We start from the raw sequence: 25,951 nt of genomic DNA on the forward strand, positions 1-25,951 counted from the left end.
GGGATCGATGCGCCGGACGACTTCGCCGTGGCGTCGGCGGTCTTGGCCGCCGGCTTGGCCGTGGACCTGGTGGCGGAAGCAGCGGTCGTCGAGGATGTGGCGGCCGAGGACCGGTTCGACGAGGACCGGTTCGACGAAGACCTGGAGGCTGAAGCCTTGGTCGTCGATGTCGTGGTGGAGCCGCTTCGCCGCTGGCCCGACCCCTTGCGACCGCGTTGCGCGCTCCCAGAACTGGTGGTGGGCATGGCGATGGCCTCCTCCGCTGCGTGACGACCAGCCCAGGTTACGACGAACGGAGCAGTCGCGTTCGGTGAGCGAGGTCGGCGGCCGACCGAGGGTCCGGTCAGGCCGCGAAGACGTCGTCGCGCACCGCACGGAGGTAGCGCCGCGCGATCAGGTCCACGACCGCCGGGTGCGTCCCGATCGGATCGGCGACCCCGGCGACCGGCAGCTGCGCGAGCGTGCGGTGGAAGAGACCGGGCGCCAGCAAGTACGGCGAGAGGAACGCGTCCGCGCGACACACCTGCGCGGTCCTGGGGCTCGCCGTGGTGATGTAGCTGGGGTTGAGCCACTGCCCGCAGCGGCGTCCCAGGTCCCGCGCCGCGGCGCGCACGTCGCCGAGCGCGCGCTCGTCGGAGGACCCGGCGGCCGAGAGTAGGACCTGGCGGCCGGGGCGCCACCCCGCTTCGCGCAGCCGGTCGAGAAGCGCGTCGGTGATCTCGGGAGCGGGACCGAGCGGTCCGGTGACGACGACGTCGGCACGACCGGTGGAGAGGATCTGCTCGGGCAGATCGGTGCGCACGTGGTAGCCGGCGGCCAGGAACGCGGGCACCGCCACGACAGGGCCGGGGATCCGGGCCAGCGCCTCGGCCACCGTCGGGCCGATGACGTCGACGTAGCCGACGTGCACGGGTGCTCCCACGCGCGTCGCGGCGGCTGCCGCCAGCGCCTCGATCACCCGCGGCCCTTCGGGGGCGCGCGTTCCGTGGGCGACCAGCAGCAGCGACGGGTTCACGGCAGCGGATCGGCGCATCTCGGAGAATCCCCCATCGGTTCCAGCGGAAGTCGGTACCCGCGCTTGATCACGGTCTGCACCACCCGCGGTGCGCCCAGCGCCGAACGCAATCGCGCCACCGCCTGCTCGACGACGTGCACGTCGGCGGACCCCCCGGCGCAGTGGAGCGCATCCGCCAACGCGACACGCGACACGACGCGCCCGGGTCGCTCGGCCAGCGCCCGCAGCAACGTCCGTCCCTGCGGGGAGAGCTGCTTGAGCTCGCCGTCGAGGACGGCCGCGTGTCCGCGCAGCTGGAGGCGGTGCCCGGCGACCGGCAGCGTCGGCGAGCGCATCGGCAGGGCCTCGCACAGCGACCGCACCAGGGCGCCGATCCGGAAGCGCTCCGGCACCACCGCCGGAACGCCGTGGTCGGCCAGCGGGCCGTGCGTCACCGGACCCACGCACGCCGCGAGCACGGGACCGCGCAGCGCCGCCAGCAGCCGGTCCCGGCACCCGCGCTCGCCCGCCAGGGACAGCAGGCTCGCCGCCGCAGGCGCGCTGGTGAAGGTCACCGCGTCGATCTGCTGCGCGCACACCGAGGTCAGCAGGTCGTCCAGGGCGGTGAGGTCGGCCGGTGCCGTCCACCGGTACACCGGCACCTCGATGACCCGCGCACCGGCGTGCTCCAGCGCTGCGACGAAGTCCGGTAGCGGCGTCCCGTGCAGCTGGACCGCGATCCGCGTCCCGTCCAGCGGCTCGCCGAGCAGGTGCTCCAGTAGCTCCCCTGAGGATTCCGACTCCGGTGACCACGGATCGGGCAGCCCGGCCGCCCGCACCGCCCCGCGCGCCTTCGGGCCCCGCGCCAGCGGGCGGGCCGAGCTCAACGCCGCCAGCAGGTCTTCGCCCACGCCCCATCCGTCGGCGGCCTCGATCCAGCCGCGGAAGCCGATGCCGGTCGTGGCGACCACGGCGTCGGGCGGGTCGGCGATGCACTCGTCGGTGACCCGCCGGAGCTCGGTGTCGTCGGCCAGCGGCAGGATCCGCAGCGCCGGGCCGTGCACGACTCGGGCACCGCGCCGCTCGAGCAGCGAGCCGAGCTCGTCGGCCCGGCGGGCCGCGGTCACCGCGACCGTGTACCCGGTGAGTTCGTCCCTCAAGGAAGCGCGACCTCCACGACCGCCTCGCGCCGCCGCACCCGGAACACCGGAAGCCGGGCGCCGGGGTCGTCCAGGCACAGGCCGGTGCGCAGGGAGAACACCTGCTTGAGCATGGGGGAGGCCACGGTCGGTTCCCCTCCGCGATCGCCGACGATGCCGCGGCTGATCACCCCGGCCCCGCAGAACGGGTCGACGTTGCCCACGGCGAACAGCTCGTCGTCGTGAGTGCGGAACACGGCGACCGCGTTGTCGCCGACCAGTGCCGGCATGCCGTGCTCGGGTGCCAGCAGGTCGAGCGCGCAGATCGGCTGCCAGTTCACGAGTGGACCTCCTCGGTGCGGGGGTTGATCGAGGGCATCGGCAGACCGACCGGTCCCGGCCGGATCTGACCGCGCTCGGAGATGAAGCGGATCGTGGGATCCGGTGCCTCCGGAGCGTTGACGAAGGACACGAACCGCGAGAGCTTGCCCGGATCGGACAGCACTCCGGCCCACTCGTCGGAGTAGGTCTCGACGTGGCGCTGCATCGCGCCTTCCAGCTCGGCGGCGATGCCGAGGGAGTCCTCGACGACGACGTCCTTGAGGTGCTCCAGGCCGCCTTCGAGGGATTCGACCCAGGCGGAGGTGCGCTGCAGGCGGTCGGCGGTGCGCACGTAGAACATGAGGAACCGGTCGATGAGCTGGATCAGCCGCTCGTCGTCGAGGTCGGCTGCGAGCAGCTCGGCGTGGCGCGGGCTGAACCCGCCGTTGCCGCCGACGTAGAGGTTCCAGCCCTCGTCGGTGGCGATGACGCCGAAGTCCTTGCCTCGGGCCTCGGCGCACTCGCGGGCGCAGCCCGACACCGCCGACTTGAGCTTGTGCGGTGAGCGCAGGCCCCGGTAGCGCAGTTCCAGCCTGATCGCCATGCTCACCGAGTCCTGCACGCCGTAGCGGCACCAGTCGTCGCCGACGCAGGACTTCACCGTCCGCAGCGCCTTGCCGTAGGCGTGCCCGGACTCGAACCCGGCATCGACCAGCCTCGTCCAGATCTGCGGCAGCTGCTCCACCCGCGCGCCGAAGAGATCGATGCGCTGACCACCGGTGATCTTGGTGTAGAGCCCGAACTCCTTGGCCACCTCGCCGAGCACGATGAGCTTGTCGGGGGTGATCTCGCCACCTGGCACCCGGGGCACCACCGAGTAGGTGCCGTTGCGCTGGATGTTGGCCAGGAACCGGTCGTTGGTGTCCTGCAGGCCCGCCTGCTCGCCGTCGAGGATGTGGCCGTTGCCGAGGCTGGCCAGGATCGAGGCGACGGCGGGTTTGCAGATGTCGCACCCGCGCCCGGAACCGTGCTTGGCGATCAGCTCGGAGAACGAGCCGGCTCCGGTGGCCCGCACGATCTCGAAGAGCTCGGCGCGGGACTGGCCGAAGTGCTCGCACAGCGCCTTCGACGTCGCCACACCGCACTCGCTCAGCAGCGTCCCCAGCATCGGCACGCACGATCCGCAGCTGGTCCCGGCCCTGGTGCAGGACTTCACCTCCGCGACACCGGTGAGCCCGCGCTCGACGATGGCGCTGGTGATCTGCCCCTTGGTGACGTTGTTGCACGAGCACACCGCCGCGTCGTCCGGCAGCGCGCCGGGGTCCGCGCCCGACCCGGCGGGCAGCAGCAGCTGCTCGGGTGCGGCCGGGAGTTCCCGGCCGACCAGCGGTCGCAGCACCGAGTAGGCGCCGGCGTCGCCGACCAGGACACCGCCGAGCAGCACCCGGGCGTCGTCGGAGAGCACGAGCTTCGCGTAGGTGCCGGCGGCGTTGTTGGCGTAGACGACCTCCAGCGCGCCCTCGGCCGTGCCGTGGGCGTCGCCGAAGCTGGCGACGTCGACGCCGAGGAGCTTGAGCTTCGTCGACAGGTCGGCACCCGGGAAGGTCCCCTCGCCCAGCTCCAGCAGCTGATCGGCGACACCTTCGGCCATCGCGTAACCCGGCGCGACGAGCCCGTAGCAGCGGCCGTCGACCGCCGCGCACTCGCCGATCGCCCACACGCGGTCGACACCGGTCCGGCACGCCTCGTCGACCAGGAACCCGCCGCGCTCACCGCGCGCCACCCCGGCGGTCTCGGCGAGCTCGTCGCGGGGGCGCACACCGGCGGAGAACACGACCAGGTCGGTGTCGATGACGGTGCCGTCGTCCAGGGTCACCCCGGTGACGTGCTCCTCGCCGTCGACCGAACGGGTCGCGGCACCGGCGTGGACGGTCAGTCCCAGCTCCTCGACCAGCTTCCGCAGTACCTGCCCGCCGCCCTCGTCGACCTGCAGCGGCATCAGCCGCGGTGCCATCTCCACCACGTGCGGGCGCATCCCCAGCAACCGCAACGCGTTCGCGGCCTCCAAGCCCAGCAACCCGCCGCCGATGACCACGCCGTCGGCGCCCTCGGTCGCGGCGTCGCGGATGGCGTCGAGATCCTCGAGGGTGCGGTAGACGAAGGTGCCGGGGAGCCGATGTCCGGGCACCGGCGGGACGAACGGCGTCGAACCCGTCGCCAGCACCAGCGCGTCGTAGCTCAGCGACTCACCACCCGCCAGCGAGACCGCGCGGGCCTCGGTGTCCACATCGGACACCGAGGTGCCCGGCCGCAGCTCGACCATCGGGTCGTCGACGAGGTCCTGCCCGGTCAGGCTGAGGTCCTCGGCGCTCTTGCCGTCCAGGTAGGACGACAGCGCCACGCGGTCGTAGGCGGGACGAGGTTCCTCGCCGAGCACGACGATCCGCCAGGTGTCGGCCTCGTCGCGATGACGGAGCGATTCGACGAGCCGGTGGCCGACCATCCCGTGGCCGACGACGACGAGCGTGCGAGTCATGCCGCGCCCTTCCTCTCTGATTCGATGCGATCGGCCAGCGCGTCGCACAGCCGGCCGACGTCGTCGACGCAGCCGCCGCACCCGGTGGTCGCGCGCGTGGCTCCGGCCAGCGCCGCGACCGAGCGGGCACCGCTGTGCCACGCGCTGATCAGGGACTTCTTGGTGACGTGGGAGCAGCGGCACAGCACCGCGTCCTCGGGCAGCTCGACCGGTGCGCCCGGCACGGCGGCGGGAGTTCCCAGCAGCAGCGACAACCGGTCGGCCGGCATCGGCAGGCCCCGCTCGTGCACCCGGGTGATCGCGGGGATCGCGGCGGGCAACCCCAGCAGCACCGCGCCGGAGACCCGCCCGGAGTGCAGCGCGAGCGCGGCGTAGCGGCCCCGAGCCGGATCCGAGAACGTGACGATCTCGGCGTCGCCGGAACGCAGCGCGCGCGTCGCGCCGACGGAGGCGAGGTCGAGGCCGCGTGCCCTGAGCCGGGTCACCACACCGGACCCGGTGAAGCGCGCGCCGCCTCCGGTGAGGTGCTCGGCCAGCACCTCCGCCTGCTCCCAGGCCGAGGAGATCACCCCGGCCGCCACGCCTCGGTGCTCGGCGCAGTCGCCGATGGCGTGGATGTGCGGATCGCTGGTGCGCAGCTGATCGTCGACGACGACGCCGCGGTTGACCGACACACCGGCGCGCTGCGCGAGGCGCACCTCCGGCCGCACTCCGGTGCACGCCACCACGACATCGGCCGCGACCTCGGAACCGTCGGTGAGCCGCAGCATCCCGTCTCTGTGCGACGTGGCCTTCACCCCGAGCCGGACGTCGACACCGAGCTCGCCCACCCGCTCGGCGAGCATCCGGCCAGCGGTGTCGTCGAGGCGGCGCCCCATCAGGTGCGGCCCGCGGTGCACCAAGCTCACTTGACGCCCGCGCGCCAGCAGCGCCAGCGCGACCTCCACCCCGAGCACGCCGCCGCCGAGCACGGCGACACGGCCCGGTGCTCGCTCCAGCCGGGCGCAGTCGGAGAGCGTGCGCAGCGAGGTGAGCCGATCGGGGGTCAGGCCGATGATCTCCGGAACCAGCGGCCGCGCACCGGTGGCCAGCACCAGCGCCTCGTAGCCGAACTCGCGGCCGTCCTCGGTGCGCACTGCGCGCCGCCCCCGGTCGATGTCGATGACCGGGTTGCCCGGCCGCACCTCGGCGTCCACCTCGGGCAGCGCCACCGCCGACGGGGGCAACGATCCGTCGAGCACGGAGCCGAGCAGCACCCGGTTGTAGGCGGCGTGCCGCTCGGCGCCCAGCACGGTGATCTGGCCGTCGTGGCCGTGCGCTCGCAGCTTCTCCACGAGCCGGTGCGCGGCCGGCCCGTTGCCGACCACGACCACCCGGCCCGCCACGGGGTTCAGCGGGCTCATTCGGACACCACATCCCGGTGGGGTTCGATGCGCACCGCGCTGGCCTTGAACTCGGGCATCTTGCTGCGCGGGTCCAGCGCGTCCCCGGTGAGCAGGTTGGCGCGCCCGTCGCCGGGGAAGTGGAACGGCAAGAAGACGGTGTCGGTGCGCATCGTCGGCACCACCCGCACCTCGGCGATCGCGCTGCCGCGCGCCGAAGTGACCCTCGCCAGCACCCCGTGGGCCAGACCGGCGCGGGAGGCGGTGTCGGGGTGGACCTCCACGAACGCGGCGGGGGAGGCGTCGTTGAGCTCGGCGACCCGCCTCGTCTGCGCGCCCGACTGGTAGTGCGCCAGCACGCGCCCGGTGGTCGCCGTCAGCGGGAACAGCTCCGTCGGCTGCTCACCGGCATCGCGGTGCTCGACCGCCGCGAACTGCGCCCGCCCACCGGGGTGGGCGAAACCGTCGAGGAACAGCCTCGGCGTTCCGGGATGCCGCACGTCCGGGCAGGGCCAGTGCAGCGCCTCGCCCGCGTCGAGCCGCTCGTAGCTGATGCCCGCGTAATCGGCCTTGCCGCCGGCCGACGCGCGGCGCAGCTCGTCGAAGACCTCGCGCGGGCGGGTGGGGTAGCGGTGGCCGGGCTCGCCCAACCGGGTCGCGATGCCGTGCAGCACCTCCAGGTCGCTGCGCGCGTGACCCGGGGCCGGCCGCAACCGGCGGCGCCGCAGGACGCGACCCTCCAGGTTGGTCATGGTGCCCTCCTCCTCGGCCCACTGGGTCACCGGCAGCACCACGTCGGCCAGCTCGCTGGTCTCCGACGGCACGAAATCGGCCACCACCAGCAGATTCAGCGACCTCAGCCGGTCGACCACGTGCTCGGCGCGGGGCGCCGACACCACCGGGTTGGAACCGAACACCAGCAGCGCGCTCGGGCCGTCGTCGGTGCCCAGCGCGTCGAGCAGCTCGTAGGCCGAGCGCCCCGGCCCCGGCAGCACCTCCGGCGGCACGCCCCAGATCCCGGCGACGTGCTCGCGCGCGGACTGGTCGGTGATCATGCGGTAGCCGGGCAGCTGATCGGCCTTCTGACCGTGCTCCCGGCCGCCCTGCCCGTTGCCCTGACCGGTCAGGCAGCCGTACCCGCGACCGCGCCGTCCTGGAAGTCCCAGCGCGAGCGCGAGGTTGATGAATCCGGAGACCACGTCCACGCCCGTGCTGTGCTGCTCGGCGCCGCGTCCGGTGAGCACGTAGGCGCTGCCGGCACCGGCGAGCATCCGCACCGCTTCCCGCTGGTCGGTCGCCGGGACCCCGGTCACCCGCTCGACCCGTTCGGGCCACCAGGACATCGCCCTCCGCCACGCGGCGTCGAACCCGTCGGTCCGCTCGCGGACGAAGTCGCCGTCGACGTGGCCGTCGACCACCGCGATGTGCAGGAGTCCCAGCGCCAGCGCCAGATCCGTGCCCGGCAGCGGCTGCAGGTGCAGCGCGGCCCGCTCGGCGGTCGCGGTCCTGCGCGGATCCACGACGATCAGGTCCGGCGAGCGCAGGTGCTGCATCAGGGGCGGCATGGTCTCCGCCGGATTGGCCCCGGCCAGCAGCACCACGTCCGCGCCGCCCAGGTCGGTCACCGGGAACGGCAGCCCGCGGTCCAGGCCGAACGCGGCCGTCCCGGCGGCGGCCGCCGAGGACATGCAGAACCGCCCGTTGTAGTCGATCTGGCTCGTGCCCAGCGCGAGCCGCGCGAACTTGCCCAGCAGGTAGGCCTTCTCGTTGGTGAGGCCTCCGCCGCCGAACACCCCGACGGAGTCCGGGCCGCGTTCCCGACGAACCCGATCGAGGCCGGAGGCGACGGTGTCGAGCGCCGCCTCCCAGGAGACCGGGACGAGCTCGCCGCCGCGACGCACCAGCGGCCGCCGCAACCGGTCGGGGACCTCCAGCAGGGAGGGAGCGGTCCAGCCCTTCTGGCAGAGCCCACCCCGGTTGACCGGGAAGTCCGTCGGCTGCACCAACACCGCGCCCCGTTCCTGCGCGAGCCGGGTTCCGCACTGCAAGGCGCAGTACGGGCAGTGGGTGTCCACAGCGCGAAGCTCAGACACGACCGGCCCCCGCGGTTCGCTCCCGGGGCACCTCGACCGGGCCCTGACCCGGCCCGCGCGCACCGCGCAGGTACACCCACCAGGTCACCAGGACGCACACCGCGTAGTAGGCGAGGAACACCGCCAGAGCCCCGTCACCGCTGGCCGCCTCGCCGCCGTAGGAAGCGCGGAACGCCAGGTTGATGCCCACACCGCCCAGCGCGCCGATCGCACCGGCGATCCCGATGACCGCACCCGAGTACCGCCGAGCCTGCGCGAAGGCCGCCACGGCCTCGCCGCCCGCGGTGACCTCGCGCTCGGCCTCCTCGGCGAAGACCGCGGGGATCATCTTGTAGGTCGAGCCGTTGCCCAGGCCGGTCAGCAGGAACAGCGCGATGAACGCCGTCACGTACAGCGCGAACGACCCCCACGCGGAGGCCACCAGCAGCACGGCCGTCCCGGCCGCCATCAGCGCGAAGCTCCACAGCGTCACCCGAGCTCCGCCGAGGCGGTCGGCCAACCGGCCGCCCAGCGGCCGCGACAGCGAACCCACCAGCGGTCCCAGGAAGGTCCAGCTCGCCGCCTGCAGCGGCGTGAACCCGAACTCCGTCTGCAGCACCAGCCCGAACGCGAAGCTGTAGCCGATGAACGACCCGAAGGTGCCCACGTACAGCGCGGAGATCCACCAGGTGTGCCTGCTGCCGCAGGCCTCCCGCAGCGCGCCCGGCTCCGCCCTGATGCTGTCGACGTTGTCCATGCCCAGCGCCGCGCACACCGCTGCCACCGCGATCAGCGGCAGGTAGATCGCCGCCACGTAGGCCGGGTGGGTGTTGCCCGCGAAGGCGATGACGAGCAGGCCGATCACCTGGATCGCCGCCACGCCGATGTTGCCGCCGCCCGCGTTGAGCCCCAGCGCCCAGCCCTGCAGCCGCTGCGGGAAGAAGGTCGTGATGTTGGCCATCGACGAGGCGAAGTTGCCGCCACCGGCACCAGCTGTCGCGCCGATGAGCACGAACACCCACAGCGGCGTGCCCGGCTGCTGCACGAAGTGCAGAGCCAGCACCGTCGGCACCAGCAGCACCGCCGAGCTGAAGATCGTCCAGTTCCGGCCGCCGAAGCGGGTCACCGCCGCCGCGTAGGGCAGCCGCAGCACCGCGCCCACCAGGTTCGGCGTGATCACCAGCAGGAACTTCTCCGACGCGGTGAACGGCAGGCCGATGTCGGGCCCCATGAACAGGACCAGGACCGACCAGATGCTCCAGACGGAGAACCCGATGTGCTCGGAGAGGATCGAGAAGATCAGGTTGCGGCGAGCGATGCGCTTGCCGGTGGATGCCCAGAGGACCTCGTCCTCCGGGTCCCAGCCCTCGATCCAGCGGCCTCTCGGGGACCGTGCGTTCGTCGTCAACGCGGCTCCTCTCAACGGGTCGCTCCGAAGGTAGGAACCGGCTGTTTCCCCTGTGCTCGTCGCGCGTTACCGCCAAGAAAATGGGTCTTCACAGAACCGGACCGCTGCCGGTCAGGAACTCGGTGACCGGCAACACACGTCGGCCCGGTGCGCCGACCGACATCGCGTCCGTGGCACCTTGTGGAGGTGACGCAACGAGGCTCGGAGGCCGACGACAGCGCGACGTGGCAGCACGCCCGAGAACTCTTCGGTGCCGCCCGGCGCATCACCGCGCTCACCGGCGCGGGCGTGTCGACCGCGTCCGGCATCCCCGACTTCCGGGGGCCGGAGGGCGTGTGGACCCGCAACCCGCAGGCCGCCCGGCTCAGCGACATCGACAGCTACCTCGCGGACGAGGACGTCCGGGCGCAGGCCTGGCGTGCCCGAGCCGAGAACCCCGCCTGGCACGCCGAACCCAACGCCGCGCACCGGGCGTTCGTCGACCTAGAGGCCTCCGGCCGGTTGGGCGCGCTGCTCACCCAGAACATCGACGAGCTGCATCAGCGCGCCGGTCTGAGCCGCGACCGCGTCCTGGAGCTGCACGGAACGATGCGCCGCACGATCTGCGTGCACTGCGGCGCGTCCGGCGACATGATCAAGGTCCTGCAGCGGGTCGCCGACGGCGAGCGCGACCCGGATTGCCGTTCGTGCGGCGGAATCCTCAAATCGGCGACGGTGTTCTTCGGCCAGACGCTGGACGGCGAGGTGCTGCGGGAAGCCCGGCGGGCGTCGCTGGACTGCGACCTGTTCGTCGCGGCGGGCACCTCCTTGTCCGTCTACCCGGCGGCGGCCTTCGCGGAGATGGCGGGCAAGGCCGGTGCGAAGCTGATCATCTGCAACGCCGAGCCCACCCCCTACGACGAGATCGCGGACGCGGTCCTGCGCGGACCGCTCACCGAGGTGCTGCCCGGGCTCGCCGCCGCACCGCTGATCGACTCCGGCGAACCGCTGCGAACGTGGGGTGATCCCAGCACCTGGGATCAGATGTGACACGAGTGGTTGACGTTGCAAGAGAAACGTCCGTTTCGTGTGGTGCGCATGAGGCGCTGATGCAAAACTCCGGCTAATTGTGACTCCGTTCGGTCTAAGTTCCGGTACCGAACGGGTGCATCTGCTGGAGGTGACGGGTGTTGTCCACGAATCGAGGCGCGCGCAGGATCGGCGTGCTGGTGCTGCTCTGCGCGGTCGGTTTGGGGGCCACCGGTACTGGGTTGGCCGTCCCGCCTCCGCCGCCGAACCCCAGCGATGCCGAGCTCCAGGCGGGCAAGGCCGAGGCCCAGCGCAGCGCCGGCGAGGCCGGTGCGCTCGCCAACCGGCTCGCCGAGGCCGAATCCCGTCTCGTGGGCCTGCAGTCGCAGGTCGAGGTCCAGATGGAGGGCGCGAACAAGGCCCGCGTCGATCTCCAGCGGGCCGAGGACGACTACGGCCGCTCGCGCACCGCCGCGGATGCCGCCGCCGCAGACGCGCGCGTCGCGGCCGGGCGGATCGATTCGCAGCGCCACCGGCTCGACCAGTTCGCCGCCAGCAGCTACCGGCAGGGCAGCAAGCTCGGCTCGATCACCGCCTACGCCGGCGCCCGCGATCCGGAGGAGATGCTCGAACGGGCGTCCCTGCTCGACGCCATCAGCGACTCGCAGCTCGACGTCCTGGAGGACCTCGAGAAGGCGCGCATCGAGAAGGTCAACAAGGACTCGATGACCCGGGCCGCGCTGGAGGAGGCCGAGGCCAAGCGCCAGGCCGCCGACGAAGCGCGGGCGGCCGCCGAAGCCGCCCAGCAGGCGGCGATCCAGGCGCGGGCCCAGCAGGTCACGCAAGCCGAAGGATTGCAGGCCGATCGCGACTCGGTGCAGGCGGAGCTCGACTCGGCCCGCTCGCGGGTGTCCGGGCTGCAGGCCCAGCGCGCCGACTACGAGGACTGGCAGGACGACAAGGCCGCGGAGGAGCAGGCCGCGGCCAGTGCCCGCCCGGTCACCGCTCCTCAGACCGGCAGCGATCAGCCGTCGTCCTCCGGTGACGTCGAAGCCGTGGTGTCGCGGGCGCTGTCGCAGCTGGGGATGCCCTACGCGTGGGGCGGTGGCAACTCGCGGGGGCCGACCCGCGGCATCCGGGACGGGGGAGTGGCCGACTCCTACGGCGACTACGCCAAGGTCGGTTTCGACTGCTCCGGGCTGATGATCTACGCGTTCGCGGGTGCCGGCGTCTCGCTGGACCACTACAGCGGCTACCAGGCTCAGTCGGGCAAGCGGGTCCCGGTCTCGCAGATGCAGCGCGGCGACATGCTGTTCTGGAACGACGGCGGCTCCATCCACCACGTCGCGCTCTACCTGGGCAACGGGAAGATGGTCGAGGCGCCGTACTCCGGCTCGCGGGTGCGCGTCGCCCCGGTCCGCTACGGCGGCATCTACCCCTACGCGGTGCGCCCGCTCTGACGGCCCGGCTGGTCGGCTCGGTTCGCGGGCTGCAAGCATTGCGACGTGGCGGATTTCGCGGCGGTGCTGCTGGCCGGGGGTGGCGCGCGCCGGCTCGGCGGTGCGGACAAGGTGATGCTGCCGGTGCGCGGCCGGACTCTGCTGGACCGCACGATCGACGCCGTGGCCGGAGCGAATCCCGTCGTGGTGGTCGGTCCTGAACGGCCGACGGCCACGGCGGTCCTGTGGACCGCTGAGGAACCCGCCGGGGGAGGGCCGCTCGCGGCCGTCGAGGCCGGGCTGCGCCGGATCGAAGACACCGACGGGCTCGTGGCGGTCCTGGCCGCCGATCACCCCAACCTCACCCCGGACACCCTCGCGCGCCTGAGCGCAGCGCTGACCGACCAGCCGACGGCCGGGGGAGCGGTCCTGGCGGATCCCGGCGGGAGGGCGCAGTGGCTGATCGGTCTCTGGCGGGTGCGAGCCCTGCGGGACTCGATGCCCTCGGAGGTCCGGAACCGCCCGGTGCGCGCGCTGTTCGCGCCCCTGGGCCCGGTGCGGGTTCCCGCAACCACACCTGAGGTGTCCGATGTGGACACGCCGGGGGACCTGCGCGAAGCCCGCACGCCGGACTTCTGAGCGCCTCCCCGGCTCCTCGCCGGAGAGGCGCTGTTCAAAACATTAACTGCATCTATCGTTTCAGTGTCGAATGAAATTAATGCCGTTCGGCCGGGGTCACCACAAGCCGCGCGGAGGCCGAAAGCGGTTCGGCTTCACAGCGGTCATACCGGCGATGAGGTTGGGTGGGGTTCGATGCGCCCCCTCGTGCGCGAGGAGTCAGCGGCGTGCCAGGATCTTGATCGGCCGGAAGCGGCCGCATCGACGAGGAGGCTGGGAGAAGTGACCGAGGCCGGCAACGGTGAGAGCGCGGGCGCCGGAGCCGCTGCGGCGCGTCCAGCAGGTCAGGCGGGAGCGTCGAGCACCCCGGCGCGCGACGCGCAGCTGCTCGAGCGCACCGTCTTCGAAGTCAAGCGCGTCATCGTCGGGCAGGACCGCCTGATCGAGCGGATGCTGACCGGTCTGCTGGCCAAGGGGCACATCCTGCTCGAGGGCGTGCCCGGTGTCGCCAAAACCCTCGCGGTCGAGACCTTCGCCCGGGTCGTCGGCGGCTCGTTCTCCCGCTTGCAGTTCACCCCGGACCTGGTACCCGCCGACATCCTCGGCACCCGCATCTACCGGCAGGGCAGCGAGCGCTTCGACGTCGAGCTCGGCCCGGTGCTGGCGAACTTCGTGCTCGCCGACGAGATCAACCGCGCGCCCGCCAAGGTGCAGTCGGCGCTGCTGGAGGTCATGGCCGAGCGGCACGTGTCCATCGGCGGGCAGAGCTTCCCGATGCCCGCACCGTTCCTGGTGCTGGCCACCCAGAACCCCATCGAGAACGAGGGCGTCTACCCGCTGCCGGAAGCCCAGCGCGACCGCTTCCTGTTCAAGCTCCCGGTCGAGTACCCGACCGCCGAGGAAGAGCGCGAGATCATCTACCGGATGGGCGTGACCCCGCCCGAGCCCGACGGGGTGCTCAGCCCCGAGGAGCTGATCCGGTTGCAGGACGTCGCCGCGGGCGTGTTCGTGCACCACGCGCTGGTCGACTACGTGGTGCGCCTCGTGGTGGCCACCCGGATGCCCAACGACCACGGACTGGCCGACATCGCGGGCTGGGTCTCCTACGGAGCCTCACCGCGTGCCAGCCTCGGGATCATCGCCGCCGCCCGCGCTCTGGCGCTGGTGCGCGGTCGTGACTACGTGCTGCCGCAGGACGTCGTCGACGTCGTGCCGGACGTGCTGCGCCACCGGCTGGTGCTGTCCTACGACGCGCTCGCCGACGGCATCCCGGTCGAGCACATCGTGGCCCGGGTGCTGCAGACGGTTCCGCTGCCGCAGGTCTCCGCCCGTCCGCAGGGCGGCCCGCAGCAGCCGGCGCCGATCGGTCCCGCCGGGCAGCCCGGCTACGGCCAGCCGCCGATGCCACCGCACCAGTGAGGGGAGGGGCAGACGTGGCGGTACCCGCGAACTCCGGCGGTGACCGCCCGGCCTGGGCGCCACCGGCCCTGGAGACCGGGCGCATGGAGGTCGCGCTGCGCGCCCTCGAACTCACCGTTCGCGGGCGGCTCGACGGCCTCCTGCAGGGCAACCACCTCGGCCTGGTGCCCGGCCCGGGCAGCGAACCGGGGGAGGCCCGCAGCTACCAGCCCGGCGACGACGTGCGGCGGATGGACTGGGCGGTCACCGCGCGCATGACCGAGCCGCACATCCGGCAGACGGTCGCCGACCGCGAGCTGGAGACGTGGGTGGCGATGGACCTCTCGCCGAGCCTCGACTTCGGCACGGCCGCCTGCGACAAGCGGGAGCTGGCGGTCGCCGCGCTCGCCGCGGTGATGTTCTTGACCAGTGGTGGCGGCAACCGGGTCGGCGCTGTCGTGGACAACGGGACCGGGCAGCACCGGCTCCCCGCGCGCGGGGGCGCCGCCTACGCGCGGGCGCTGCTGAAGAAGGTCGCCGAGACGCCGCGCGCCCCGGAGGGAACCCGGGGAGACCTCCCAGGGCTGCTGGAGTCGTTGCGGCGTCCGCCGCGCCGCCGGGGGCTGGCCGTGGTGATCTCCGACTTCCTCGGCGGCACCGACTGGCAGCGCGCGCTGCGCGGTCTCGGCGCGCGGCACTCGCTACTGGCGATCGAGGTGATCGACCCGCGGGACGTGGAACTGCCCGACGTGGGCACGGTCCTGCTGTCCGACCCGGAGACGGGCAAGCGCCGCGAGGTGCACACGACTCCGGTGCTGCGCAAGGAGTTCGCCGCTGCGGCGGCCGCGCACCGGGAGGACGTGGCGAGGGTCCTGCGCAGGGCCGGGTGCGCTCACCTGGTGCTGCGCACCGATTCCGACTGGATCGCCGATGTCGTGCGGTTCGTGATGGCCCGCAAGCGCGGTTGGTCCGGCGGAGGAGCTGGGTGATGTTGAGTCTGACCGGGTTCACCGCGCCGTGGTGGTTCCTGCTGCTGTTTCTGGTCGCCGGTCTCGTCGCCGGGTACGTGTGGGCGATGCGCCGCGGTCGGCGGGACACGCTGAAGTTCTCCAACCTCGAGGTGCTGGACCGGGTCGCCTCCAGCAGGCAGGGCTGGTGGAAGCACGTGCCTCCGGCGCTGCTGGGGGTGGCGCTGATCTTCCTGACGGTGGCGTTGTCGGGACCGACCGCGGAGCAGCGGATCCCGCGCAACCGGGCGACGGTCATGCTGACCGTGGACGTGTCGCTGTCGATGAAGGCCACCGACGTCGAGCCGAACCGCTTGGAGGCGGCGAAGGTCGCGGCCAAGGAGTTCGCCGACAAGCTGACGCCGGGCATCAACCTCGGCCTGGTGTCCTTCGCCGGGACGGCGACCGTGCTGGTCATGCCGACCACGGATCGGTCGAGCGTCAAGCAGGCGATCGACACCCTCAAGCTGGCGGAGGCGACCGCGACGGGTGACGGCATCAACGCGTCGATGCAGGCCATCGACTCGTTCGGCAAGATGGTCGGCGGTCCGGCGGGTGCGCCTCCGGCGCGGATCGTGCTGATGGCCGACGGTGGGCAGACCATTCCGCGCGAGATGGACGCGCCGCGCGGCGCCTACACGAAGGCCGGGGAGGCGAAGAAGGCGGGCGTGCCGATCTCGACGATCTCCTTCGGCACCAAGCACGGCTCGATCGAGATCGAGGGCGAGCAGGAGTGGGTCGAGGTCGACGACGACGCGATGCAGGAGATCGCGCGCTTGTCCGGCGGTGAGTTCCACAAGGCGTCCAGCGCCGAACAGCTGCGCGAGGTCTACGAGACCCTGGGCGAGCAGATCGGCTACGAGACCAAGCACACAGACGCCAGCAAACCGTGGCTGGTGCTGGGTACTCTCTGCGCGATCATCGCGGCCGGGATCTCCCTGTTCGCCGGTCGAAGACTGCCTTGAGGGCGGGCGCGCCCCGTCCCGACGACGACGGGAGCAGCGTCGCCTTGAGCACGGCAGCTCGTTTCTTGTGGGAGTTCGTCAAGTCGCCGACCACGACCGCCGCCGTGGGCCCGAGTTCGCGGGCCTTGGCGGAGCAGATGGTGGCCCCGATCCCGTTGACCGGTGATCCGGTGGTGGTGGAGCTGGGGCCGGGCACCGGGGCTTTCACCGAGGTGATCCAGCGGCGCCTGGGGGGCCGCGGGACGCACCTGGCGGTGGAGCTCAACGAGGGGTGGGCGGCCGAGCTGGGTCGCCGGTTCCCCGGCGTGGAGTCGGTGTGCGGTGATGCGCGCAGCGTTCCGGAGTTGTTGTCCGAGCACGGTGTGGGCAAGGCCGATGTGGTGGTCAGCGGGTTGCCGTGGGTGGCGCACGCGCCGGTGGGTGGTGTGCCGCTGGTGGAGCTGCTGGCGGGGGCGATGACGCCGGACGGGGCTTTCACGCAGTTCGCCTACACCTGGACCCGGTGGGCGCCTCCGGCGCGCAGGCAGCACGCGGATCTGAAGGCGACCTTCGAGGAGACGGTGGTCAGCCGCACGGTGTGGCGCAACCTGCCGCCCGCGGTGGTGTACCTGGCCCGGCGGCCGCGTCGCGCGTAGCCGCGGGCCGCCTGTGGCGGTGTTAGTTTGCTGGGATGCCTGCTGATGCTGTGGTGACGGGGCTGGACGAGTTACCGCTGCTGGTGGAGCTGGGGACGGCGTTGCTGTTCTCGAGCCTCATCGGTCTGGAGCGGGAGATTCGCGCCAAGAGCGCCGGGCTGCGCACTCACGCGCTGGTCGGGGTGGGCGCGGGCCTGTTCATGCTGGTGTCCAAGTACGCCTTCGGCGATCTGCTGGTGTTCGACCGGGTGTCGCTGGATCCGTCGCGGGTGGCGGCGCAGATCGTGTCGGGCATCGGTTTCATCGGCGGTGGTCTGATCTTCGTGCGGCGGGATGCCGTGCGGGGGTTGACCACGGCGGCGTCGGTGTGGCTGGTGGCAGCGGTGGGGATGGCCTGCGGCGGGGGACTGGTGCTGCTGGCGGCCGCGACGACGGGCGTGCACTTCCTGGTGGCGATCGGGTTCCCGTACCTGCTGCGGTTCGCCCGCCCGGCGTTGCGGGAGCCGCAGGTGATGCGGGTCGGCTACCTCGACGGCTACGGGGTGCTGCGCAACGTGCTGACGATGTGCACGAGTCGCGGGTGGACGCTGCTGGACCTGCAGGTCGAGCGCGAGGATTCCGACGACGAGCAGCGCACGGCGGTGGTGGCGCTGCGGTTGCGGGGCAAGAGCCCGGTGGCGGCGCTGGTGGAGGAGATCAGCTCGTTGCCGGGGGTGTTGCACGCGGCGGCCGGCGAGTCGGCCGAGGGCGGGTTCTGAGGCGGTGCCGGGCCCGCGTGCGAGCCCGGCACCGGCGGGTCACTCCGCCTCCGCCTCCGCGTCCTTCTTGACCTCGTCCATGTCGAGCCCGCGGGCCTGGCCCACGAGGTCCTCGAAGACGTTCTCGGGCAGCGCGCCGGGCTGCTGGAACACCAGGACCTTGTCTCGGATGATCGCCAGCGTCGGGATCGACTGGACGTCGAAGGCGGCGGCGAGCTCGGGCTGGTCCTCGGTGTCGACCTTGGCGAAGACGATGTCGTCGTGGGTTTCCGAGCCCTTCTCGAAGACCGGCGCGAACTGCTTGCACGGGCCGCACCAGGAGGCCCAGAAGTCGATGATGACGAACTTGTCGTCACCGACGACCTCGTCGAAGTTGTCCTTGGTCAGTTCCACCGTGGCCATGGGATACCTCTTCGCAGTGGTGGGGCAGTACTCGGGCAACGTCGGCCGCGGGACCGCGCATTCCCCCAGGTTCATGTCGGTTGCACCACGCTCGTGGTGATCACCGCGAGCGTGGTGGGCCACGGTACTGGCCGCGGGGCCGGTTCGGCGTGCACGGGGTGCCTCGGTGTGTAGGCACGCCACCATATTGGGGCCTGTTTTATGTGCGGAGTCGATGAGCGGTGGTGCTCGCCGAGCCGATAATGTCGCGGCTGAAACGAATCTTGACGTGTTCGATGGGAGATCCACAGTGGCACGGTCCGTACTGGTGACCGGCGGTAACCGCGGCATCGGCCTGGCGATCGCGAGGGCGTTCGAGGCCGCCGGGGACAAGGTCGCGGTCACGCACCGCGGATCGGGTGCGCCGGAGGGCTTGTTCGGCGTGCAGTGCGACGTCACCGATCCGGACCAGGTCGCCGCGGCCTTCGACGAGGTGGAGGACGCGCACGGGCGGGTCGAGGTGCTGGTGGCCAACGCCGGCATCACCGATGACACGTTGCTGCTGCGGATGAGCGAGGAGCAGTTCGGGCGGGTCATCGACGCGAATCTGGCGGGTTCCTACCGGGTGGCCAAGCGCGCGGCCAGCAGCATGTTGCGCAACCGGTGGGGCCGGATGATCTTCATCTCGTCGGTGGTGGGTCTGTCCGGTGGGCCTGGTCAGGTCAACTACGCGGCGAGCAAGGCGGGTCTGGTGGGCATGTCCCGCTCGATCGCCCGCGAGCTCGGTTCGCGCAAGGTCACCGCGAACGTGGTGGCGCCCGGTTACGTCGCCACGGACATGACCGACGAGCTGTCCGAGGAGCGCAAGAAGGAGATCCTCGCGCAGGTGCCGCTGTCGCGGATGGCCGACCCGGAGGAGGTCGCGGGCGCGGTGCGCTGGCTGGCGTCCGACGAGGCCGGGTACATCACCGGTGCGGTGATCCCGGTCGACGGCGGTCTCGGGATGGGGCACTGACGGCCCGGTCGCGGGGACGAGAACTTCCGGCACGGCGCTGGTGCCGGTGACCACGGGTGCGCCAGCACTCGGCATGTGATTTCGAAGGGGTTTTCTCGTGAGCGGATTGCTCGAAGGCAAGCGGATCCTGGTCACCGGGGTGATCACCGACGCGTCGATCGCGTTCCACGCGGCCAAGGCCGCGCAGGAGCAGGGCGCCGAGGTCGTGCTCACCGGTTTCGGCCGGTTGAGCCTGGTGGAGCGGATCGCCACCCGGCTCCCGAAGCCGGCACCGGTGCTGGAGCTGGACGTCTCCAACGCCGAGCACCTGGAGACCTTGCCCGAGCGGCTGCGCCAGCACGTGAGCGGCCTGGACGGGGTGCTGCACTCGATCGGCTACGCGCCGCCGTCGTGCCTGGGCGAGCCGTTCCTGGACGCGCCGTGGGAGGACGTGGCGACCGGCGTGGAGATCTCGGCGTACTCGTTGAAGTCGTTGAGCACCGCGGTGCTGCCGCTGATGGGCGAGGGCGGCTCGATCGTGGGCATGGACTTCGACGCGCGCGTGGCGTGGCCTGCCTACAACTGGATGGGCGTGGCGAAGGCGGCGCTGGAGTCGACGTCGCGGTACCTGGCGCGCGAGCTGGGGCCGCAGGGCATCCGGGTGAACCTGGTGTCGGCGGGGCCGGTGCGCACGATGGCGGCCAAGTCGATCCCGGGCTTCTCCGAGCTGGAGGCGGGCTGGGGTGACCGGGCTCCGCTGGGCTGGGACGTCAACGACCCGACGCCGGTGGCGAAGTCGATCTGCGCGGTGCTGTCGGATTGGCTGCCCGCCACGACCGGCTCGATGATCATGGTCGACGGTGGTGTCCACTCGCTCGGGATCTGATCCCGGCAAGTCGCTGTGGCGGGGTGGTGGTTCCCAGCGGAACCACCACCCCGCCGTCGTCCGCGCGGCGAAGCGCTCGCGCGTTCCCAGTTTTAGTCATAACTGAGCCGACATTTCGGGCATCGAAGGTCCTCGGTTTGGACTAAAACTGGGAAGTGCGGGGGATCGGGGCCGCGAGGGGGTTCACATCGCGTGCGCCCCGGTTGCGCGGCGGTGTTCGCGCGGCGCGATGATGGCGCGGTGAGCTTTGACGCGTTGCTGTTCTTGTCGTTCGGAGGGCCGGAGGGGCCGGAGGAAGTGCGGCCGTTCCTGGAGAACGTGACTCGGGGCAGGGGAGTGCCGCCGGAACGCCTCGACGAGGTGGCCGAGCACTACCTGCACTTCGGCGGTGTGTCGCCGATCAACCGGTTGAACCAGGACGTCATGGCGGCGCTGCGGTCCGAGCTGGCGGCGCAGGGCCGGGATCTGCCGGTCTACTTCGGCAACCGCAACTGGCATCCGATGATCGAGGACACCGTCGCGCAGATGGCCGATGACGGGGTCGAGCGGGCGTTGGTGTTCGCCACCTCGGCGTGGGGCGGGTACTCGGGCTGCAAGCAGTACCACGAGGACATCGTGCGGGCGCGGGAGTCGGTGGGGCAGCGGGCCCCGGAGCTGGTGAAGCTCCGGCAGTTCTTCGACCACCCGCTGTTCGTCGAGGCCAACGCCGACGCGGTGCGCGCGGCCTACGAGCGCTTGGGGGAGCGCTCCGAGCAGCCGCGGCTGGTGTTCACCGCCCACTCCGTCCCGTTGCGCGCGGACGAGCAGCCCGGTGCCGACGGCCGGCCGCGCTGGTACTCGCGCCAGGTGGCCGAGGCCGCCCGGTTGGTGGCCGAGCGGGTGGGCGTGGACGCCTACGACGTGGTGTGGCAGTCGCGTTCCGGGCCGCCGCAGGTGCCGTGGCTGGAACCGGACGTCTGCGATCACCTGGAGGACCTGCACGCCAAGGGGGTGGGTTCGGTGGTGGTCAGCCCGATCGGTTTCGTCTCGGACCACCTCGAGGTGATCTGGGACCTGGACAACGAGGCCGAGGAAGTGGCCGCCGAGCTGGGAATGGGGTTCGCCCGCGCGGCCACGGCGGGCACCGATCCCCGGTTCGCGAAGATGATCGTGGAGCTGATCGCGGAGCACACCGATGATGCTCCGGCGTGCAAGCTCTCGGAGATGCTGGCCGCGGGGTCGACGGTCAACGGTCAGCTCTGCGCTCCGGGCTGCTGCTGAACCGCTGAGACGAGACGAGGGGGTGCGTTCCCGACGCGGGAACGCACCCCCTCGTCTCGGTCAGGAGCTGGTGGCCTGGTCGGCCAGGACGCGCACCATCTCGGCGATCGAGGCGCGGCGGGCGGCGCGGACGGCGTCGAAGAGGGGCCGCAGCGCGTCGGTGCGGGCGCGGATGGCCGATGCGGACAGGGCGCCGCCGGGGGAGTCGTCGGTGGCCACCCAGAGGATCGCTTCGACCTCGGTGGCCCGCTGCAGGATGCGCAGCGTGCGCTGGGGGATGGTCTCCGGCCAGTCCGGGGCGGGTTTGTCGGCGATGGTCCGGGCGATCTCCTCGCGCACGCCGGGGCGCTGCTTGGCGACGCCGAGGTCGATGAGGACGGTGGCGGCTTCGCGCATCGCGGAGGCCATGCCGTGCTCGGCTTCGCCGATCGGCATGTGCTCGGCGGGCGGCATCTCGCCGGTGTCGAACACCGTCCAGCGCCGGACTCCTTCGGCGATGCGCTCGGGGACCAGGCCGAGTTGGGCTTCGGGCAGCACGGCGGCTTCACCGGTGCGCATCGCGAGCTTCGAGAAGGCGCTGGCTCCGCCGAGTCCGCGGACGTCGCCCGGCACGGGCAGCGCCAGTTCGCCGGTGGAGACCCCGGCCTTGCGCAGGGCGGCGAGCAGCAGGGCGGGACCGGCGGGCGTGTCCTGGGGTCCGGGCAGGTCCAGGCGCGCGGCGAGCTCGTCGTCGGCGGCGCGGAACTCCTGCACCTCGCCCCAGGTCTGCACGGCATCGAGCACGTCGTCGGAGGCGGCAGCACCGTGCAGCCAGGCGGACGACCAGACAACCAGAGTGGCGCTAGGGCATGGCACGTCGCTAGAGGGTACGGATCGAAAACCGTTGCCGCGTCCGGGGGGATGCGGGGTGTGACGCCGCCCATGGCCCGGACTCGCGGTGATCGTCCGGCGTGGCGGCACCATCACCCACCACGATCGGATTACCGTGTTGATCGTGCGGTCGGTTGATTATGGACGGGACATCCTCTCGGGCTCGCGGCGCAAGAAGGTGCCGGAGATCCCCGCTGAACCGGGTCTGGTGGTGGAGGACGCGGCCAGCGGTTTCTGCGGTGCGGTCCTGCGGGTGGAGAAGGGCAACGTCGTGCTGGAGGACCGGCACGGCAAGCAACGGCTGTTCCCGATGCGCCCGGCGGCGTTCCTGCACGAGGGCAAGCCCGCGACGTTGGTTCCGGCGGCCGCGGTGTCGCCCGCGGCGCCTGCCCGGTCGGCTTCGGGTTCGGTGAAGGTCGAGGGCCTGCGAGCCCGGACGGCCCGGGGGAGCCGGATCTGGGTGGAGGGGTTGCACGACGCGGAGCTGGTGGAGCGGATCTGGGGCCACGACCTCCGGGTGGAAGGCGTGGTCGTGGAGCCGTTGCACGGCGTGGACGATCTGCCGGGGCTGCTGGCGGAGTTCGGGCCGGAGCCGGGACGGCGGGTCGGGGTGCTGGTCGACCACCTGGTGCCCGGCAGCAAGGAATCCCGTCTCGTCGAGGGCATCGCCGACGAGCACGTCATGATCACCGGTCATCCCTACGTGGACGTGTGGGAGGCGGTGAAACCGGCCGCGGTGGGGATCCCGGAGTGGCCGCAGGTGCCGCGCGGGCAGGACTGGAAGCAGGGCGTGTGCTCCCGCCTGGGGTGGGGTGAGCCCGCGGAGGGCTGGCGGCGCGTGCTGGCAGGTGCCACCGGTTTCCGGGACGTCGAGGCGCCGCTGCTGTCGGCGGTCGAGCAGCTGATCGATTTCGTGACCGCGCCGGAGTGATGCGGTCACACCTTGATCACGTGGCCGCGAATGCCGGGACGACCTGGGTCGCGCGTGCCAGGATGGATGCATGACTCCTGCGCTGCTCTGGCTGATCGCCGGGGTGCTGCTGATCGGTGCCGAGGTGCTCTCCGGCGACTTCGTGCTGGTCATGCTCGGTGCCGCGGCTCTGGGGGCCGCCGGTAGTTCGGCGCTCGGGATGCCTTTGGGCGTGGACGTCGCGGTGTTCGCGGTGCTGGCGCTGGGGCTGGTGCTGATGGCTCGGCCGGCGTTGAAGCGGCGCATGACCGAGCAGCGGGAGCTCAAGACGAACGTGGACGCCCTGGTGGGCAAGCAGGCGCGGGTGGAGTCCACAGTGGATGGACAGGGTGGTCGGGTCAGCATCGAGGGCCAGCTGTGGTCGGCGAGGTCGCTGGACGACACCCAGGTAATCGAGGTCGGTCGCACGGTCACCGTCATGGAGATCGCGGGCGCCACTGCCGTGGTGTGGGCCGAGCCCTGAGGGAGATGAGGCTTTGTGGGGATGCCTGAACTGATCGCGCTCCTGGTCGTGGTGCTGCTGGTGCTCATCGTCGTGGTGAAGGCCGTGATGGTGGTGCCGCAGGCGCAGTCGGCGGTGGTCGAGCGGCTGGGCCGCTTCCGGACGGTGGCGCAGCCGGGCCTGAACATGCTGGTGCCGTTCTTCGACAAGGTGCGGGCGCGCATCGATCTGCGGGAGCAGGTCGTGTCGTTTCCGCCGCAGCCGGTGATCACCCAGGACAACTTGACGGTGTCGATCGACACGGTGGTGTACTTCCAGGTCACCGATGCGCGCGCGGCGGTCTACGAGATCTCCAACTACATCGTGGCGGTGGAGCAGCTGACCACCACGACGCTGCGCAACGTGGTCGGTGCGATGAGCCTGGAGGAGACGCTGACCTCGCGGGATGCGATCAACACGCAGCTGCGCGGGGTGCTCGACACCGAGACCGGCCGGTGGGGGATCCGGGTCGCGCGCGTGGAGCTCAAGGCGATCGACCCGCCGCCGTCGATCAAGGACTCGATGGAGAAGCAGATGCGCGCCGACCGGGAGAAGCGCGCGATGATCCTCAACGCGGAGGGCACCCGGGAGTCGTCGATCAAGACCGCCGAGGGGCAGAAGCAGTCGGCGATCCTGGCGGCGGAAGGCGAGAAGCAGGCGGCGATCCTGGCCGCCGAGGCCGACCGGCAGTCCAGCATCCTGCGGGCGCAGGGTGAGCGGGCCAGTCAGTACCTGCAGTCGCAGGGGCAGGCGAAGGCCATCGAGAAGGTCTTCGCGGCGGTCAAGCGTTCCAAGCCGACGCCGGAGCTGCTGGCCTACCAGTACCTGCAGACGTTGCCGCAGATGGCGCAGGGTGACGCCAACAAGGTGTGGGTGGTGCCCAGCGATTTCGGGAAGTCCCTGGAGGGCTTCGCGAAGATGCTGGGCGAGCCGGGTGCCGACGGTGTGTTCCGCTACGAGCCGTCGGAGGACACGACCGAGGCTCCGCCGGCCGAGGCGGTCGAGGAGTCGGTGCAGGCGTGGTTCGACACCACCACCAACCCCGAGGTCGCCGAAGCGGTGCGCGCGGCCGAGGCGGTGGCACGCAAGGAGGTTCCGCCGGCGAACATGTCGCAGTCGCCGGAACAGGGCTGATTCGCTGTTGTTCGCGTCCCGGTGCCGGTCATCCGGCGCCGGGACGTTCTTGTTGGGCGGGTTCGCCGAGGGGCGTGAACGGTTGCGCGTCCTGGTGCGCCGGCGCGTAGGTGGCGACCGCGCCGACGGCGTTGCCGAAGGGGTCGCGCAGCACGCCGAAAACGCCGGGGAAGACCCGGATCTCCCCGTCGCCGCAGATGACCGGCAGGTGGATCGCGGTGCCTTCGAGCCCGGCTCGGGCGGTCCGCATCGCGCGGTGGAACCCCTCCCAGTGAGCCTGCCGGTGCTCCGGGGGCACGATCAGATCGAGCGAGGCGCCGTGCGCGTCGTCCGCCGTGTGCCCGAAGAGCAGTTCCGCGTCGTCGTTGAAGTGGGCGATTCGGCCGCTGGTGTCGGCGACGACCAGGGCTGAGCGGTGCTCGGTGTTGTTCATGAACAAAGAATGCGGCTTGATCAGCACGTCCGCACCGGTTTATTGCATCTGCAGTTTCAGTGCGAACCGAAATTAATGCTTCGCCGTCGAGATCCGGTACGAGAAGTGCAACCCAAACCGCTGCGACAGGAGAGGTCGGCTCAGGTGTCGGACGGGTCGAGGTAGGGGCCGCCGGAGATGCCGAGTGCTCGGACGGTTCCTAGCAGGTGCTCGCGGAGGAGCGTCTTGGTCGCCTCGGCGTCGCCGGCCGCGAGGGTGTGGGCGAGCTCGGCGTGCTGGTGGGTGATGCGGTCGCGTTGGGAGTGGGTGCGCGCGGTGGAGGTGATGCGCATCTGCTTGTCGCGCAAGGTGTTGTAGAGGTCGGTGACCACGGGGTTGGCCGCGGCGTCGACCAGGGTGGCGTGGAAGGCGCGGTCGGCGACGTGCATCTCGGCGTCGCTGAGCTCGGTGCCGTCGCAGGCGGGGTGTTCGGCCAGCCGGCGGCCGATGGCCGACATCGCGTCGGCGCCTTCGATGGCGAGCTTGTCGATGGCGAAGCTCTCCAGCGCGAGGCGGGCCTCGATCAGCGCGCGGGCTTCGGTCGCGCTGACCGGCACGACGAGCGCTCCGCGCTTGGGGTAGAGCTTGAGGAATCCCTCCGATTGGAGGCGCAAAAACGCCTCGCGGACGGGTGTGCGCGACATCTGCAGGGTGCCTGCCACCTCTCCTTCGCTGAGCAGCTCGCCGTCGGGGAAGCTGCCGTCCAGGAGTCCGGTCTTGACGTGCTGGTACGCGCGGTCTGCTGCCGGGGTTTCGGATGTTGTTGCGCTCGACACGTGTGCATCCTACTTCCACCCATCTTGTATCTATGATGGATACAAGT

The 25,951-nt window shown here is 71.5% G+C and carries 26 protein-coding genes; 15 read left to right on the forward strand and 11 right to left on the reverse strand.

Translation table 11 applies throughout. The features are described 5' to 3' along the window. The first annotated feature begins 27 nt into the window (after positions 1–27). Positions 28–270: a hypothetical protein gene (locus FHU35_RS13220; protein ID WP_145739071.1), complete on the forward strand. Its 243-nt coding sequence runs from the start codon at positions 28–30 to the stop codon at positions 268–270. Positions 271–343: 73 nt separating this feature from the next. Here the strand turns inward: FHU35_RS13220 and FHU35_RS13225 are convergent, their stop codons facing one another. Genes FHU35_RS13225 through FHU35_RS13255 form a run of 7 tightly spaced genes read right to left on the reverse strand, consistent with a single transcriptional unit; the run spans position 344 to position 9,852 of the window. Further along, the gene (locus FHU35_RS13225) at positions 344–1,033 is read right to left on the reverse strand and encodes a sirohydrochlorin chelatase (RefSeq protein WP_145739073.1); all 690 of its coding nucleotides are present in this window, start codon (positions 1,031–1,033) and stop codon (positions 344–346) included. Then, positions 1,012–2,154, reverse strand: coding sequence for a uroporphyrinogen-III synthase (locus FHU35_RS13230; protein WP_145739075.1), 1,143 nt, complete (start codon positions 2,152–2,154; stop codon positions 1,012–1,014). The genes FHU35_RS13225 and FHU35_RS13230 overlap by 22 nt, the downstream gene beginning before the upstream one ends. Further along, complete coding sequence (gene nirD, locus FHU35_RS13235; RefSeq protein ID WP_145739077.1) at positions 2,151–2,474, reverse strand: nitrite reductase small subunit NirD; 324 nt, start codon at positions 2,472–2,474, stop codon at positions 2,151–2,153. Before nirD ends, FHU35_RS13230 begins: the two co-directional genes overlap by 4 nt. Further along, positions 2,471–4,990: a nitrite reductase large subunit NirB gene (gene nirB, locus FHU35_RS13240; RefSeq protein ID WP_145739080.1), complete on the reverse strand. Its 2,520-nt coding sequence runs from the start codon at positions 4,988–4,990 to the stop codon at positions 2,471–2,473. The genes nirD and nirB overlap by 4 nt, the downstream gene beginning before the upstream one ends. Then, positions 4,987–6,393 carry an FAD-dependent oxidoreductase gene (locus tag FHU35_RS13245; protein WP_145739083.1) on the reverse strand — a complete coding sequence of 469 codons (1,407 nt, stop codon included), beginning with the start codon at positions 6,391–6,393 and terminating at the stop codon, positions 4,987–4,989. Before FHU35_RS13245 ends, nirB begins: the two co-directional genes overlap by 4 nt. Next, positions 6,390–8,465 (reverse strand): molybdopterin oxidoreductase family protein, encoded by a 2,076-nt coding sequence (locus FHU35_RS13250; protein WP_145739085.1) that lies wholly within the window; start codon positions 8,463–8,465, stop codon positions 6,390–6,392. The genes FHU35_RS13245 and FHU35_RS13250 overlap by 4 nt, the downstream gene beginning before the upstream one ends. After that, positions 8,458–9,852 carry an MFS transporter gene (locus tag FHU35_RS13255; protein ID WP_145739087.1) on the reverse strand — a complete coding sequence of 465 codons (1,395 nt, stop codon included), beginning with the start codon at positions 9,850–9,852 and terminating at the stop codon, positions 8,458–8,460. Before FHU35_RS13255 ends, FHU35_RS13250 begins: the two co-directional genes overlap by 8 nt. A gap of 186 nt (positions 9,853–10,038) precedes the next feature. Between FHU35_RS13255 and FHU35_RS13260 the strand changes: the two genes are divergently transcribed. The 8 genes from FHU35_RS13260 to FHU35_RS13295 all read left to right on the forward strand — a co-directional run bounded on the left by FHU35_RS13260 (position 10,039) and on the right by FHU35_RS13295 (position 17,680). Continuing rightward, a complete protein-coding gene (locus tag FHU35_RS13260) occupies positions 10,039–10,881 on the forward strand; it encodes an SIR2 family NAD-dependent protein deacylase (protein ID WP_145739091.1) in 843 nt (280 codons plus the stop codon). 137 nt (positions 10,882–11,018) lie between these two features. Beyond that, the gene (locus tag FHU35_RS13265; protein WP_186459406.1) at positions 11,019–12,320 is read left to right on the forward strand and encodes an NlpC/P60 family protein; all 1,302 of its coding nucleotides are present in this window, start codon (positions 11,019–11,021) and stop codon (positions 12,318–12,320) included. Between the two features lie 45 nt (positions 12,321–12,365). Continuing rightward, complete coding sequence (mobA, locus tag FHU35_RS13270; protein ID WP_145739098.1) at positions 12,366–12,938, forward strand: molybdenum cofactor guanylyltransferase; 573 nt, start codon at positions 12,366–12,368, stop codon at positions 12,936–12,938. A 363-nt stretch (positions 12,939–13,301) separates the two neighbouring features. Continuing rightward, entirely contained in the window at positions 13,302–14,336 is a 1,035-nt protein-coding gene (locus FHU35_RS13275; RefSeq protein ID WP_425474139.1) for an AAA family ATPase, read from the forward strand. Between the two features lie 83 nt (positions 14,337–14,419). Next, the gene (locus FHU35_RS13280; RefSeq protein WP_246110318.1) at positions 14,420–15,304 is read left to right on the forward strand and encodes a DUF58 domain-containing protein; all 885 of its coding nucleotides are present in this window, start codon (positions 14,420–14,422) and stop codon (positions 15,302–15,304) included. 2 nt (positions 15,305–15,306) lie between these two features. After that, on the forward strand, positions 15,307–16,287 hold the full coding sequence (locus FHU35_RS13285) for a VWA domain-containing protein (RefSeq protein WP_186459435.1): 981 nt from the start codon (positions 15,307–15,309) through the stop codon (positions 16,285–16,287). Positions 16,288–16,331: 44 nt separating this feature from the next. Further along, on the forward strand, positions 16,332–16,922 hold the full coding sequence (locus tag FHU35_RS13290) for a class I SAM-dependent methyltransferase (protein ID WP_145739106.1): 591 nt from the start codon (positions 16,332–16,334) through the stop codon (positions 16,920–16,922). A gap of 35 nt (positions 16,923–16,957) precedes the next feature. Then, positions 16,958–17,680 (forward strand): MgtC/SapB family protein, encoded by a 723-nt coding sequence (locus FHU35_RS13295; protein ID WP_145739109.1) that lies wholly within the window; start codon positions 16,958–16,960, stop codon positions 17,678–17,680. A 39-nt stretch (positions 17,681–17,719) separates the two neighbouring features. Here the strand turns inward: FHU35_RS13295 and trxA are convergent, their stop codons facing one another. After that, positions 17,720–18,082, reverse strand: a complete 363-nt coding sequence (trxA, locus tag FHU35_RS13300; RefSeq protein WP_145739111.1) for a thioredoxin — start codon at positions 18,080–18,082, stop codon at positions 17,720–17,722. A gap of 289 nt (positions 18,083–18,371) precedes the next feature. Between trxA and fabG the strand changes: the two genes are divergently transcribed. From fabG to FHU35_RS13315, 3 genes are all read left to right on the forward strand, one after another. Beyond that, positions 18,372–19,076 carry a beta-ketoacyl-ACP reductase gene (gene fabG, locus FHU35_RS13305; protein WP_145739113.1) on the forward strand — a complete coding sequence of 235 codons (705 nt, stop codon included), beginning with the start codon at positions 18,372–18,374 and terminating at the stop codon, positions 19,074–19,076. A 97-nt stretch (positions 19,077–19,173) separates the two neighbouring features. Beyond that, complete coding sequence (gene fabI, locus FHU35_RS13310) at positions 19,174–19,941, forward strand: enoyl-ACP reductase FabI (RefSeq protein ID WP_145739116.1); 768 nt, start codon at positions 19,174–19,176, stop codon at positions 19,939–19,941. Positions 19,942–20,181: 240 nt separating this feature from the next. Continuing rightward, on the forward strand, positions 20,182–21,201 hold the full coding sequence (locus FHU35_RS13315) for a ferrochelatase (RefSeq protein ID WP_186459408.1): 1,020 nt from the start codon (positions 20,182–20,184) through the stop codon (positions 21,199–21,201). Positions 21,202–21,261: 60 nt separating this feature from the next. On the opposite strand, the gene FHU35_RS13320 is transcribed toward FHU35_RS13315, so the two are convergent. After that, on the reverse strand, positions 21,262–22,056 hold the full coding sequence (locus tag FHU35_RS13320) for a hypothetical protein (RefSeq protein WP_145739118.1): 795 nt from the start codon (positions 22,054–22,056) through the stop codon (positions 21,262–21,264). Positions 22,057–22,195: 139 nt separating this feature from the next. Between FHU35_RS13320 and FHU35_RS13325 the strand changes: the two genes are divergently transcribed. The 3 genes from FHU35_RS13325 (at position 22,196) to FHU35_RS13335 (ending at position 24,656) form a co-directional block, all read left to right on the forward strand. Then, entirely contained in the window at positions 22,196–23,002 is an 807-nt protein-coding gene (locus FHU35_RS13325; protein ID WP_145739120.1) for a DUF3097 domain-containing protein, read from the forward strand. A gap of 70 nt (positions 23,003–23,072) precedes the next feature. Beyond that, positions 23,073–23,504 (forward strand): NfeD family protein, encoded by a 432-nt coding sequence (locus FHU35_RS13330; protein WP_145739121.1) that lies wholly within the window; start codon positions 23,073–23,075, stop codon positions 23,502–23,504. A gap of 21 nt (positions 23,505–23,525) precedes the next feature. Further along, entirely contained in the window at positions 23,526–24,656 is a 1,131-nt protein-coding gene (locus FHU35_RS13335; RefSeq protein ID WP_145739123.1) for an SPFH domain-containing protein, read from the forward strand. Between the two features lie 28 nt (positions 24,657–24,684). Here FHU35_RS13335 and FHU35_RS13340 read toward each other — a convergent pair whose 3' ends face one another. Then, positions 24,685–25,089 carry a PAS domain-containing protein gene (locus FHU35_RS13340; protein ID WP_145739125.1) on the reverse strand — a complete coding sequence of 135 codons (405 nt, stop codon included), beginning with the start codon at positions 25,087–25,089 and terminating at the stop codon, positions 24,685–24,687. Positions 25,090–25,229: 140 nt separating this feature from the next. Next, the gene (locus tag FHU35_RS13345) at positions 25,230–25,904 is read right to left on the reverse strand and encodes a GntR family transcriptional regulator (RefSeq protein WP_145739127.1); all 675 of its coding nucleotides are present in this window, start codon (positions 25,902–25,904) and stop codon (positions 25,230–25,232) included. Between the last annotated feature and the right edge of the window lie 47 nt (positions 25,905–25,951).

Source organism: Saccharopolyspora dendranthemae, assembly GCF_007829955.1.
GTDB lineage: Bacteria > Actinomycetota > Actinomycetes > Mycobacteriales > Pseudonocardiaceae > Saccharopolyspora > Saccharopolyspora dendranthemae.

Bases quoted from the DNA above. Each gene is read 5' to 3' on its own strand.
- FHU35_RS13340 (WP_145739125.1), bottom strand. From the start codon at position 25,089: ATGAACAACACCGAGCACCGCTCAGCCCTGGTCGTCGCCGACACCAGC.
- FHU35_RS13330 (WP_145739121.1), top strand. From the start codon at position 23,073: ATGACTCCTGCGCTGCTCTGGCTGATCGCCGGGGTGCTGCTGATCGGT.
- nirB (WP_145739080.1), bottom strand. From the start codon at position 4,990: ATGACTCGCACGCTCGTCGTCGTCGGCCACGGGATGGTCGGCCACCGG.
- FHU35_RS13245 (WP_145739083.1), bottom strand. From the start codon at position 6,393: ATGAGCCCGCTGAACCCCGTGGCGGGCCGGGTGGTCGTGGTCGGCAAC.
- FHU35_RS13335 (WP_145739123.1), top strand. From the start codon at position 23,526: ATGCCTGAACTGATCGCGCTCCTGGTCGTGGTGCTGCTGGTGCTCATC.
- FHU35_RS13225 (WP_145739073.1), bottom strand. From the start codon at position 1,033: ATGCGCCGATCCGCTGCCGTGAACCCGTCGCTGCTGCTGGTCGCCCAC.
- FHU35_RS13295 (WP_145739109.1), top strand. From the start codon at position 16,958: ATGCCTGCTGATGCTGTGGTGACGGGGCTGGACGAGTTACCGCTGCTG.
- FHU35_RS13280 (WP_246110318.1), top strand. From the start codon at position 14,420: ATGGAGGTCGCGCTGCGCGCCCTCGAACTCACCGTTCGCGGGCGGCTC.
- trxA (WP_145739111.1), bottom strand. From the start codon at position 18,082: ATGGCCACGGTGGAACTGACCAAGGACAACTTCGACGAGGTCGTCGGT.